The sequence below is a fragment of the Flavobacterium xinjiangense genome, from assembly GCF_900142885.1.
Lineage (GTDB): Bacteria > Bacteroidota > Bacteroidia > Flavobacteriales > Flavobacteriaceae > Flavobacterium > Flavobacterium xinjiangense.
This window is the reverse complement of sequence record NZ_FRCL01000003.1, coordinates 81436-95702: the sequence shown is the minus strand read 5'-3', so window position 1 is coordinate 95702 and position 14267 is coordinate 81436. Positions and strand designations below refer to the sequence as shown.

General features: G+C 35.9%; 6 protein-coding genes. All 6 read left to right on the top strand.

Going from position 1 to position 14267, the window contains the following annotated elements:
• The first annotated feature begins 444 nt into the window (after positions 1–444).
• The 6 genes from BUC23_RS04345 to BUC23_RS04320 all read left to right on the top strand — a co-directional run bounded on the left by BUC23_RS04345 (position 445) and on the right by BUC23_RS04320 (position 14209).
• Positions 445–3516, top strand: coding sequence for a SusC/RagA family TonB-linked outer membrane protein (locus BUC23_RS04345; protein ID WP_073206019.1), 3072 nt, complete (start codon positions 445–447; stop codon positions 3514–3516).
• Between the two features lie 18 nt (positions 3517–3534).
• Positions 3535–5073, top strand: a complete 1539-nt coding sequence (locus tag BUC23_RS04340) for a SusD/RagB family nutrient-binding outer membrane lipoprotein (RefSeq protein WP_073206016.1) — start codon at positions 3535–3537, stop codon at positions 5071–5073.
• Positions 5074–5175: 102 nt separating this feature from the next.
• On the top strand, positions 5176–8469 hold the full coding sequence (locus BUC23_RS04335) for a VCBS repeat-containing protein (RefSeq protein ID WP_073206011.1): 3294 nt from the start codon (positions 5176–5178) through the stop codon (positions 8467–8469).
• Between the two features lie 10 nt (positions 8470–8479).
• Positions 8480–9862, top strand: coding sequence for a vanadium-dependent haloperoxidase (locus tag BUC23_RS04330; RefSeq protein WP_073206008.1), 1383 nt, complete (start codon positions 8480–8482; stop codon positions 9860–9862).
• 49 nt (positions 9863–9911) lie between these two features.
• A complete protein-coding gene (locus tag BUC23_RS04325; protein WP_244153765.1) occupies positions 9912–11849 on the top strand; it encodes a beta-mannosidase in 1938 nt (645 codons plus the stop codon).
• 83 nt (positions 11850–11932) lie between these two features.
• Positions 11933–14209 (top strand): GH92 family glycosyl hydrolase, encoded by a 2277-nt coding sequence (locus BUC23_RS04320; RefSeq protein ID WP_073206006.1) that lies wholly within the window; start codon positions 11933–11935, stop codon positions 14207–14209.
• Positions 14210–14267 lie beyond the last annotated feature (58 nt).

The window sequence follows — 14267 nt, the reverse complement described above, 5'->3', positions numbered from 1 at the left end:
TAAAAATGATTAATCTGTTTTTTTTATCAATTTACTAAAACGATTTAGTAAATTTAAATAATTTGTTATTCGAAGAAGATATTATTTAAAAGATGAAAATATAGTTGATTTTTATATAAGTACTAAATAGATATAGTTGTTTCATACAATTCTTTTAAAGAGTTGAGATGACAATTTGCAAGTTGAAATTCATATTTTTTTGTTAGTCAGTAAATTGATAATTGCTCTATTCAATTTTTGTTAAGTGAAAATATTGAAGTTATTTAATGACAATAGATGTTTTTACGGCTAATTACTAAATCGATTTACCGTCGATTTACATTTTTTAAAATACGGGGAATTAGGGTTGAATTGAAGAATTCATTCTAGTCTTATTTTGAAATTAAGTTCTTATTTTTTATTAATATTTTAAACAAAACCAAAAACAAACTAAAACAATTGCTTATGAAACGAATTTTAGCAGTGTTAGGATTGGTTATGCTCAGCTGCTTTGGCGCAATAGCACAAAACCGATCCATAACAGGCGTAGTCGCAGATGCAGAAAACAAGGGTATTGTTTCTGCAACCGTAAAGGTAAAAGGGAAATCCATTAGTACCATAACAGATTCGGACGGACACTTTGCGGTCATGGTCCCTTCGGGTAAAGCAACTCTGACAGTATCCTCTATCGGGTTTGCTTCAAAATCAGTAGATGTTACTGAAAATGAAAATAATATTACTGTTATACTAGCTATAAGCACGCAAGAGCTTGGTGAAGTTGTCGTTACATCCTTAGGAGTAAAAAAACAAAAACGAGTGCTTGGATATGCAGTGGGTCAGGTAAAAGGGGATGATTTATCAAAAGCAAAGGAAATCAACTTAGGAAATGCTTTGCAAGGTCGAGTTGCTGGAGTAAACGTTTCCGGAACCGCCACAGGGCCAGCAGGTTCTAGTAGAGTGGTAATTCGTGGGGCTACTTCAGCTTCTGGATCTAATCAGCCTTTGTACGTTGTTGATGGAATTCCAATAGACAATACACAGCAGGGCAATGCTGGTAAATGGGGTGGTGCCGATAAAGGGGATGGTTTATCATCCTTTAACCCAGATGATATCGCTTCAGTTTCTGTTATGAAAGGGAGTGCTGCTTCTGCACTTTATGGATATAGAGGGTCAAATGGAGTTATTTTGATTACTACCAAAAGAGGGAAGTCCGGGCATGGAATAGGCGTGGAATACACATCAAACTACACTTTTGAAAAAGTATTTAAAACTACCGATTGGCAATATGTTTATGGTTCAGGAGACAGAGGACAAAAACCAGCAAATTTAGCGGATGCGCAGGATTTATATAATTATTCTTGGGGAGCAAAATTAGATGGTTCTCAGGTACTTTCTATCGATGGTTTGATGCATCCTTATAGTGCTCAAAAGGACAACATGAAAAACTTCTATAATAATGGTACGACTAATTCGAATACTATTGCTTTAACTGGTGGGGATGATAAAATTAACTATCGATTTTCATTAGGAAATGTTGAGAATAAAGCCATTTTGCATAATGCCGGTTTTAATAGAAAAAACTTCACTTTAGCGTTGAATGCAACTCCTAATGACAAAATTACTTTGGAGACCAATGCACAATATGTTATTGAAGGTGCAACTAACAGACCATTTCTTTCGGATTCACCAAAGAATGCGAATCTATCTGTTTATCAATTGGCTACCAATACAGATGTTAGATGGCTGCAACCTGGTGTAGATGCAAACGGGTTTGAAGCGAATCATTTTGGAGGTAATATTTATTCTCAAACTCCTTATTTTGCTACAAATTATGTAAAGAATTTTGATCGTAGAAACCGATTTATTGGTTCTTCCAGTATTACTTATAACTTAAATGAAAATATTTATGCAAAAGGTAAATTAGGTATTGACCATATTAATTATGAATATACTGATATTGAGCCTACTGGTATAGCTTATAACCCAAAAGGAGGGATGAATGTTATCCAACAAACCAGATATGAATATAATGCTGAGGGTATCCTTGGATATAAAAATACATTTTTTGGAGATTTTGAAGTAAATGCTTTTGTAGGGGCAAACCGTCAGCACAATAGAAGCAAGGGAATCAGCCTTAGCGGTAGTGAATTCATTGTACCTTTTCAGTATTTTTATGGCAACCTGAAAAATAAATCTTCCAATGAAAATTTTGCAGAAAGTGAAGTGAACTCGTTGTTTGGTTCTGCTGATTTGGGTTATAAAAATTTATTTTTTATCAGCCTTACCGGACGTGAAGACTGGTTCTCTACCTTAAGTCCAAAAAACAACCATACCTTTTATCCTTCTGTTAGTTCCAGTTTTATTTACTCGGATGCTGTAAAATTGCCAGACTGGTGGAGCTATGGAAAGTTGAGAGCAGGTTGGGGGAATGTAGGAGGTGCTTTGCCTGATGCCTATGCTTTGGTATTAACTTACAATCCTGTAGGACAAGGTTATTTTGGACAACCACTGGTTGGAACAAATGGAAATACTATACCTAATGGAAATTTACAACCGTATAATGTAAGAACTATAGAATTTGGTACAGAAAACTCTTTCTTTAAAAACAGATTGAGCTTAGATGTGACTTGGTATAATAAAACGACCACCAATGACATTGCTGATGCAAATGTGTCTATTTCATCAGGCTATAATTCAACAAAAATAAATGTAGGTGAAATATCTAATAAAGGAATAGAACTTCAAATAAGCGGAATCCCTTTTAAAACTGATAATTTTACATGGAACACCGGTTTCAATATGGGATACAATGAGAGCAAAGTTGTAAAACTTTCAGATGAGCTTAAATCAAAAACTTTAGCAGATAACAGAGATGGGAATGCTTTTATTGTTTTGGAAGAAGGGCAACCGTTTGGCATCATTAAAGCGTATGATTATGAAAGAAATGCCAGTGGAGCTTTGGTATACAATCCCGATGGTACTTTACGCAGAGGCAAGTTAGTTACTGCCGGTAAAGGTGTAGCTCCATATAGTTTGGGCTTTACTAATGATTTATCTTATAAAAGCTTCAGATTGTCAGTATTGATTGATGCTAAATTTGGCGGTGATGTATTTTCATCCAGTAATTATTTAGGATATCGATTGGGATTGCATAAAGGAACATTAGAAGGTAGAGAAGATGGTATTCCGGTGAGTGGGGTAGATGTAAATGGAGCTCCGGTAAATGTAACTGCAAATGCACAGGATTATTGGAGAGCATGGGCACGTGGACAAACGTCTAATTTTGTTTATTCTTCTGATTTCATCAAATTGAGATCGGTATCGCTAGGATATGACTTTCCAAAAAGCATGTTAGGAAAATCACATATCGAAGGTGTTAATATTTCTTTCGTAGCTCGTAACTTACTTAGTCTTTATAGTAAGGTTCCTAATGTTGATCCTGAATCAAATTATCAAAATGGTAATGAACAAGGACTTGAAAGAGGTGGAGTGCCTGTAACCAGAAGCTTTGGAGTAAACCTGAATGTTAAGTTTTAATAAAAAAAACATACGAAAATGAAAAATAATTTAATAAAGTATTTAAGCGCTGGTTTAGGATGTATTCTAGTACTTACTTCCTGCGATAATGGGTTTGAAGATTTAAATAAAAACCCTAATGCCTATGTAACTCCTGATGTAAATTCCGTTTTTTCTTTGTCAGAAGTGTACATGAATGGACAAGATTATGAAAATCATAGAGCAAACTTAATTTATGCCAGTGCTATGGTTCAACATTTAGGTTCATTTGCCTATTCTGGAGATAAATATGCCTATTCAACCGAGTGGTCTGGTGCTTTTTTTGGATCAACTTATAGTAACGGAATAAAGGAAACATCACAATTGTTATCCACAATTCCTAATACTCCAGAAAATGTAAATAAGCGTAGTGCTGTTAGAATTATGAAAGCATATTTATTTCATCGTTTAACTGATTTATACGGTGATATTCCTTATTTCGATGCTGGGAAAGGATATACAGGTTTAATTTTGAAACCTAAATATGACAAGCAGCAAGATATCTATACTGATCTTTTGAAAGAATTAGACGAATCAGCGCAGGCATTGGATGCAAGCAAACCGTTTTTTGGTTCTTCAGATTTGTTCTATTCTGGAGATGTTGCTAAATGGAAAAAGTTTTCTTACTCTATGATGCTTAGATTAGGAATGCGCATGTCTAAAGTAGATCCTGCAAAAGCACAACTTTGGGTTGGTAAAGCAATTGCTGGAGGCGTTTTTCAATCCAATGCTGATAATGTAGTTTTAAATCATGCTACTGGGCCAGACGGCGTAAACAGAAATCCTTATACAACTCCTTTTTTACGTGAAGATTTACAAGAAGGAAATGGTAGTACAAAACTAGGTAAGACATTTGTTGATCAATTGCAAAACACCAGTGATCCGCGTTTGCGTATATATGCTCGTATTGAAAGCACGGGTGACAATACACCTGCTACTCAAAAAGGATTACCTAATGGGTATACTTCAGGAACAATTACAGCACATCCGAGTTGGACTGCTGCAGGAATTAAAGCGTATTCTGATCCTAATACCTTGACTATATTGCGTCAGGATGCCCCAGATATTATTATGAGTTATGCCGAAGTACAATTTTTATTAGCTGAAGCAGCTGTAAGAGGATGGGATTCCGGAAATGCACAAACCTATTACAACAACGGAGTAACTACTGCTATGCAAATGCTTACTGTATATGGAAATGCCGTGGCTCCTGTAAGTAATGTTGAAGTTGCTGCTTATTTAGTCGCAAATCCTTTTATGACATTGGGTACAACTGCCGCTAAATTAAATCAGATAGGAACACAAAAATGGATAGTATTATTCTTCAATGGATTAGAAGCATTTGCTGAACTTAGAAGAACGGGTTATCCTACTATAATACCAGTAAATTTTCCTGGTAATTTAACTGGCGGTACATTACCAAGACGTTTAATTTATGATGAAACCGAACGTGTTAATAATACCACTAATTATAATACAGCTATTACACAACAAGGTACCGATGAATTCACTACTCGAGTTTGGTGGGATAAGCCTTGATTTTAAAGTAGTAGTTTAGATGAAACTTAATCTGAGTCGGGTAGTAAAACCTACCCGACTTATTTTAAATTTAGCTATCGATATTAATAACAACAAGAAAGTATGAAAAAGTTTTTGTTACCTATTGGGATTGGTTTACTGTTCTTTTTACCTGTTTTTTCGCAGCAGACAAAATTGTTTTCTTTGCTCCCTGCTGAAAAAACTGGAATTACGTTCAATAACCTTTTGAAAGAAACACCTCAACTGAACATAATAACTTATGAATATTTTTATAATGGTGGTGGTATAGCTGCCGGAGATTTTAATAATGATGGATTAATAGATCTATATTTTACGGCAAACATAGTCCCTAATAAATTATTTCTAAATAAAGGAGACTTTAAATTTGAAGATAGTACAAAAAGTGCTGGTGTAGAAGGGCACAAAGGTTGGAAAACAGGAGTAAGTGTGGCAGATGTTAATGGGGATGGATGGCTGGATTTGTATGTTAGTTATTCCGGCGATACCGAACCTGAAAAGAGAAGGAACCAGTTGTTTATAAATAATGGACCTTCTCCCTCTGTCAACGGTGAAATTACATTTACAGATAAAGCTGAAGAAATGGGTGTTGCTGATTCGGGCTATTCTACCCAAGCCGCTTTTTTTGATTATGACCGTGATGGTGATTTGGATCTTTTTGTATTGAATCATAACATTAAAGAATTACGGAATTTTGATGCTGCTTTTGTCAAAAAGATGGTAGACCCTTATGCGGGTGACCGACTTTATCGTAATGATAGCAATCATTTCACAGATGTAACTGTAGAAGCTGGAATTATTTCCAATCCACTTGGATATGGGCTTTCAGTTATTGTAAGTGACGTTAATAATGATGGATGGCCAGATTTTTATGTGTCCAATGATTATGTAGAAGAAGATTATCTCTATATCAATAATGGAGATGGAACTTTTACGGATCGTTTAAAAGAGCAAATGGGTCATATTTCTAATTTTTCTATGGGAGCTGATATAGCAGATATCAATAATGATGGATGGCCAGATATTTATACTTTGGACATGTTGCCTGCAGATAATAAAAGACAGAAATTATTATACGCTCCAGATAATTATGAGCTCTATAACAACACCTTACAAAATGGATTTTACCACCAGTTAATGCGTAATATGTTACAGGTAAATAATGGGAATAACACCTTTAGCGAAACGGGACAATTAAGCGGAATTTCTAATACGGATTGGAGTTGGTCAGCTTTGTTTGCCGATTTTAATAATGATGGTAATAAAGATCTTTTTGTTTCCAATGGTTATGGCAGGGATATGATAAACCGCGATTTTGCAAAATTTTATGCCAATGAACGATTGAAATATTTGCGAGGAGAGTCCGGAGAAAGAATGTTTCAAATGCTGGAAGGAATCCAATCTACACCACTTCACAATTATATTTTTGAAAATAAAGGAAATCTTCAGTTTAAAGATTGCTCCATGGATTGGGGACTTGAAGACGAAAATTTTTCTCATGGATCAGTTTATGCAGATCTTGATAATGACGGAGATCTTGATTTGGTAATAAACAGGATGAATGATGTGGCAGCCATATATCGTAATAATGCTGTTGAAATAAATAAAACGGGGAATTATATTAACGTAGTATTGCAAATGCCGGGGCAAAATAGAAATGCTTTGGGAGCGAAAGTAAAAGTGTATACTCCCGCCGGTATAGTGACACAGGAAAATTATCCGGTACACGGTTTTCAAAGTGCAATGCAAGAGCCAATGCATATTGGTTTGCCTTCAGCTGTAATTGATTCGATTGCTGTTTATTGGCCGAATGGCAAATTGGAGACACTTAAAAATAACACCGTAAATCAAACGATACATGTTACATATAATAATCCAAATCGTATTTATCCTGCTTCAACTAGTACTTCAACTGTATTTTCTTTAGCAGATGTTTTTGTTCCTTACAGACATACTGAAGAAGAAACGAATGATTTTAAAACACAGCCTTTAATGACGAGTATGCTTTCATATAGCGGACCACAAATTGCCAAAGCTGATATCAACAAAGACGGGCTGGAAGATATTTTCATTGGCGGAGCTAAAAATCAGGCAGGGCAGTTATTATTGCAACAGCAAAATGGAAGTTTTATTCGTTCCCCCCAGAAGGCATTTGTTGAAGACAGTCTTTCTGAGGATGTAGATGCATTATTTTTTGATACCGATATGGATGGAGATATGGATTTGTATGTCGTAAGCGGTGGTTATGCATTTGATGAAAATGACGCGGCTTTACAGGACCGAATTTACATAAATGACAATGGAACGTATATAAAAAGTCAGGAAGCGCTACCGATAGAAACAAGTATTGGTTCTTGTGTGAAATCAGCGGATGCAGATGGTGATGGCGATCCTGACTTATTTATTGGTGGTCGTGCTATTTCTGGAAAATATCCTGAAGCACCCGAGAGTTTTTTATTATTGAATGATGGAAAAGGGAAGTTTACGAATGCTATTGCAACAGTGGCACCTGGATTACAACGGTTAGGTATGATTACTGATGCCATATGGATGGATGTAAATAACGATGGAAAACCGGACTTGGTTGTTTGTGGGGAATGGATGAAAATATCTTGTTTCGAAAACAAAAATGGTCAGCTTGTCGATGCCACTCAAAAATATTTCCCCACTGCTTTATCTGGTTGGTGGAACCGATTGGCTTCAGCCGATTTAGATGGTGATGGCGATTTAGATTTGGTAGCCGCAAACTGGGGTACCAACAGTCAAATCAAGGTTAGCAATACGGAACCTGCCACACTTTATTATGGCGATTTTGACAAAAACGGTTCTGTAGATCCATTTTTATGTCAATACATTCAGGGCAAATCTTTTCCTGTGGCGAGTAGAGATGAATTGACCGATCAGATGGTGAGCCTCAGACAACGCTTTCCTACTTATGACTCCTATTCAGAAGCAACTATCAATGACGTTTTATCACCAGAGCAATTGCAATTGGGAAAAGTTCTGAAAGCGGATTCTTTTGAAACAAGTTGGTTCGAAAATAAGAATGGTATTTTCATGCCACACAGTTTACCCATGCAGGCAAATTATGCTCCTGTTTATGCTATTGCCATCGCAGATTATAATCATGATGGTAAAAATGACATTCTATTAGGAGGAAATATAGAAAAAACAAGAATAAAAATTGGAAAAATAGATGCTAATTATGGTGTTTTATTGACAGGAGACGGAAAAGGGAACTTTACTTATATACCTCAACTAAGTTCTGGTTTGAATGTAAAGGGCTGCGTAAAGGACATTATTTCTATAGAATCTAAGGGTAAAAAAAAGGTCTTGTTTTCTATCAACAATCAGCTTCCTGCGGTTTACAAATATTAATATATCCAATATGAGAAAATATATTTTTATCGCGATTATACTTTTTCTGGGAACTACATGTTTTTCCCAGAATTCTGAAAAATTTTCTTCAAAGGATTATGTTTCAGCTTTAAAAAAAGTAACCGATGTAATGGTTAATGATGTTACATCACCAGTGGCAGCAGCCCGATACTATGCTTATGTAACGCTTGCGTCGAATGAAGTAATGTCGTTATTTCAAATGCCGGAGCGATCTTTTTCGAAATCGCTCAATGGTTTTCCAAAAGTAGAGGTTGCCGATACGCTTATCACAAAAAGTGACGCTTCTTTAGCATCCGTGTATACCGTTTATAAAATGGCAGAAAAACTGTTGCCATCTGGATATAAGTTTTCAACCGAAGCAGATTCTTTAATGCGGGTAGCTGTAAAAAAAGGAATTTCTAAAGAACAAACGAAGCGTACTTCACAGCTGGTGCAAATTGCAATAGCTCAAATCACACCGTATATAAGAGCTGATAATTTTCGAAAATTAAGCAACTTTAAAAAATATACGCCATTAAGCGGTGACGGACATTGGCAACCAACCGGACCGGGGTATATGCAAGCAGTGGAACCAAACTGGAACCAAATACGACCTTTTTTATTGGATTCTGCCCAACAATTTAAACCCATTGCTCCCATTGTATTCGATACTGCGAAAACATCCTCTTTCTATAAACAAATGGACGAGGTTTATAATATTGTAAACAAATTGACCAAAAAACAAAAAGCAATAGCCAGTTTTTGGGATTGTAATCCTTTTGCTTTACAGCAGATTGGACATGTAGAATTTGGGTTTAAAAAAATATCTCCAGGTGGACATTGGATTGGTATTACGGGGAAGGCCTGTTTAAAAAAGGAAACAAGTTTAGAGCAAACTATTTTTATTCATACAACTGTCGCTATTACATTAACCGATGCATTTATTTCCTGTTGGGATGGAAAATTTAAAACGAATAGGGTAAGACCAGAAACGGCGATTAATAAATGGATAGACAATAGATGGAAGCCATTATTACAAACACCGCCTTTTCCGGAATATACCTCAGGACATAGTGTGATATCTACGGCGGCGGCAACTGTGCTTACTAAAATTTTCGGAGATAATTTTTCCTTTACAGATACAACTGAAACAGAATTTGGTTTGCCTGAAAGAAAATTTAAATCCTTTTTACAGGCATCGCAAGAAGCAGCTATTTCAAGGTTGTACGGAGGTATTCATTTTAGGGACGCCATTGAAAATGGCGCTTTGCAAGGAGAGCAAATTGGGAAATACATTGTCATAAAAATATTGGAATCAAATAATAGAAATTTTACTTTTATGAAAGATAAAAAGCAACACAATAACCAAATAATCAGCCACGATGAAATGTAATAAATCCTTTTGTTGGTTTGGGATCCTTTGTTTTATAAACCTGTTTTTTGTGGCGAATGCTCAAAATAGTTCAGTAGTTCTCAAAAACGGCTGGCAATTTCGTCAGGAGAAAACGGTAAAATGGAATGCCGCTACAGTTCCGGGAGAAGTGCATACTGATTTGCTGAATAACAAACTCATTCCAGATCCATTTTATCGTGATAATGAAAAAAAACTCCAATGGATTGAAAAAAAGAACTGGGAGTATAAAACTTCATTTCAGGTAAATCCAGTAACATTAAAGAAAAAAAATACAGCACTCGTTTTTGACGGATTGGATACCTATGCAACGGTTTATTTGAATGGAAAACAGATATTAAAAGCGAATAACATGTTCCGTCAATGGCGTGTTGATGTGAAAAAGTATTTGAATCCCGGTACGAATAAATTAGTTGTTGTCTTTGTATCGGCACAAAATGTAGTGGATTTACTTGCCAAGAAAGATTTGCCTTTTGTAATTCCAGACAATCCTCGTGCTTATGTTCGGAAAGCACAGTATCATTTTGGTTGGGATTGGGGACCTAAATTTACTACCTGTGGAATTTGGAAAGAAGTACGATTGGAAACTTTCGATGAAAAAACACCAGAGAGGCCTTATGTTTTAAATCGTAAGATTGAATTGGTGCAACAACCGGACAGTCTTGGAAAATCATTTTATTTTAAAATTGACGACAAGCCGGTGTATATGAAAGGGGCGAATTATATTCCATCGGATGCTTTTCTTTCGAGAGTTACCAAAAAAGATTACGAAAAGATAGTTTTGTCTGCTAAAGATGCCAATATGAATATGCTTCGTGTTTGGGGTGGCGGAATTTATGAAGACGATTATTTCTATGATTTATGTGATAAATATGGAATCAATGTTTGGCAGGATTTCATGTTTGCCGGAACGATGGTTCCCGGTGATAAAGCGTTTTTCGATAATGTGAAAGAGGAAGTACAGTACCAAGTAAAGCGTTTGCGTCATCATCCAAGCATTGTTTTGTGGTGTGGGAATAACGAATCTGACGAAGCATTTAAAAACTGGGGCTGGCAAAAATCGATGAATATGTCAAAGCAGGATTCGACTCGTTTGTGGAAAGATTATGTTCGCTTGTTTCAGGACAGTATTCCAAAATGGGTAAAAGAAGTTGATGATAAAAGACCATATATCAGCAGCTCGCCATTATTTGGTTGGGGTAGGAAGCAAAGTATTACAGAAGGAGATAGCCATTATTGGGGAACTTGGTGGGGATTGGAAGATATTGAAGTGGTTAAAAATAAAACAGGACATTTTGTTAGTGAATACGGAATGCAAGCCATGCCGAATTATTCTTCAATAGAAAAATTTACGTTACCTGAAGACCGTCATTTATTTTCGGATGTATTAAAAGCACATCAAAAAGCGGGAAAAGGGTTTACCAAGTTAAACTCCTATTTGAATCGCTATTTTATTGATTCCACCAAAGTAAAAAACATGAAAGTGGCCGATTATACCTACCTCACACAGTGTTTACAGTATTATTCGCTAAAGAATATTATTGGGATTCATCGTTCCAAAGCGCCTTATAATATGGGAACTTTAGTTTGGCAATTGAATGATTGTTGGCCTGTGGCGAGTTGGAGTGTTACGGATTATTATAACCGACAACCCAAAGCAGCTTGGTATGCCATGCGGGAAGCGTATCGGGATGACAAAACTCCTGAGATTGACCTGACTCGACCTATAGATTTGAAATTGGAAAATCCTAAAATAAGTTGGACTATTAAAGGAAATGAAATAATCATTAAAGCCTTGAAACCAGCCAAATATGTCTATGTGGAAATTAAAGGATACAAAGGAAAACTAAGTACTAATTATATGGATTTGAAAGCTGGAGAAGAAATGAAAATTTCGTTTGAAGGAAAACTAACAAAGCCAATTATAACGGTTATGTCATTGTACGATGTAATTAATCGATACAAGTAAAACCAAACAAAATATGATGTAAGCCACTGTTGATCAGTTGAACTTTGGCTAATTTTAACTTACTTTAAAATATAACAGAATCAATGTTTACAAGATATAGCAAAATAGTTTTCTCTGGAATTTTCGCTCTTAGTGTATTATGCACTTTACCGGTTACTTCACAGGTAAAAACCAAAAAACAAAACAATTTAGATTACACCCAATATGTAAATCCTCTGATTGGTTCTGCTGGTCACGGCCATGTTTTTGTGGGTGCCAATGTTCCTTTTGGAGCCGTTCAGTTAGGACCGGTAAATGTTTTTGAAGGCTGGGATTGGTGCAGTGGTTATAATTATGCGAGTAATACAATATTAGGGTTTACACATACCCATTTGAGTGGCACAGGAATTGGAGATTTGAATGACATTCTTTTGTTGCCGGTATCAGGAAAAGTGCCACTTACCAAAGGAACAAAGGAAGATATGGTTACTGGTTATGGTTCTTATTTTTCGCATGAAAATGAAATTACTAAGCCAGGATATTACAGTGTTTTACTTGATAAATACAAAATAAAAGCGGAATTAACGGCTACCGAAAGAGTAGGTTTTCATAAATACACTTTTAATTCTGTTGATGATTCCCATATTTTACTTGATTTAGCTGATGGTGTGGGTTGGGATAAACCAATGAAAACATTCATTAAAAAAACTGGAGCTAAGACTATTGTTGGTTATCGCCATTCGAAAGGTTGGGCTGATGATCAAAGAGTTTATTTTGCAATGGAATTTTCGGAACCTATTTCGAATATTTCCTTGTATGACAATGTTTCAGCGGTGTTAGGAAATCAAGGAGAAGGTGTCCGAATGAAAGCGGTAATAGATTTTGCAACTTTAAAAAATAAACAGGTTTTAGTCAAAGTTGGTCTTTCTCCGGTGAGTTATGAGAATGCTTCCGCAAATATAAAAGCGGAGATTCCAACATGGGATTTTACAAAAACGGTGAAACAAGCCAATTCAAAATGGAATACCGAATTAAATAAAATTCAGATTAAGGCCGATGAAAAAACGATGAAAGTTTTTTACACTTCGTTGTATCATACGGTTTTTGCACCTTCTATTTTTAATGATGCCAATGGCGATTATAGAGGAACAGATAAAAAAGTATATGAAAAAGCAAATTTCACTAATTATACCACTTTTTCACTTTGGGATACCTATCGTGCTTTACATCCTTTGTACACCATTACACAACCAGACAAAATTAATGATATTGTCAAATCATTCTTGGCCATTTATCAGCAGCAAGGAAGATTACCGGTTTGGCATTTGATGGGTAACGAAACTAACACAATGAACGGAAATCATTCGATTGCAGTTATTGTCGATGCATATCTAAAAGGATACCGTGATTACGATACGGCACTTGCGTATGAAGCCATCAAGAAAACGGCGATGCAAACCCGTGACGGAATGGATTATGTTCAAAAACTGCAATACATTCCTGCCGATACGATGTTAGAAACTGTTGGAAATGCTTTGGAATATGCTATAGACGATTGGTGCGTGGCTCAGATGGCAAAAGCCTTGAACAAGACCGATGATTATACTTATTTTTCAAAAAGAGCTAATTTGTATAAACTTTATTTTGATAAAGAAACAACGTTTATGAGAGGGAAATTGGCCAATGGAAACTGGAGAACACCGTTTAACCCGCTTTCATCTGCTCATCGCAAAGACGATTATGTAGAAGGAAATGCTTGGCAATACACGTGGTTGGTGCCTCAAGATCCTTATGGTTTAATTGATTTATTTGGAAGTGAAGATAAATTTCTAGCCAAGTTAGATGCTCTGTTTTTGATAACTGACAAAGTGGAAGGCGAAGAAGCTTCTCCGGATATTAGTGGTTTGATTGGACAATATGCGCAAGGAAACGAACCGAATCATCATATTCCTTATTTATATGCATACGCTGGACAGCCTTGGAAAACAGCAAAACTGATTCGGGAAATTGATGATAAATTCTATTCCACAAAACCGGATGGATTATGCGGTAACGAAGATTTGGGACAAATGTCGGCCTGGTATGTTTTCTCCGCGATGGGATTTTATTCGGTTAATCCGGCGAATGGAATTTATATTTTGGGAAGCCCATTGGTGAATAATGCAACTGTAAAGAATAAAGATGGTATTTCATTTACATTGAAAGCAATAGATAACAGCAGCACTAATATTTATATTCAGAAAGCAGAATACAATGGGAAATCCTATACTAAATCCTATATCACTCATGAAATGATTACTAAAGGAGGAGAGTTGAAATTGTATATGGGAAGTAAACCTTCAGGAACTTGGGGTGTAAAAAAAGAAGACAGACCGCTGTAAAAGTAATCAGTAACAGTTTAGAGAATCGGGAGAGGATTTTAGGAATTATTTTATATTA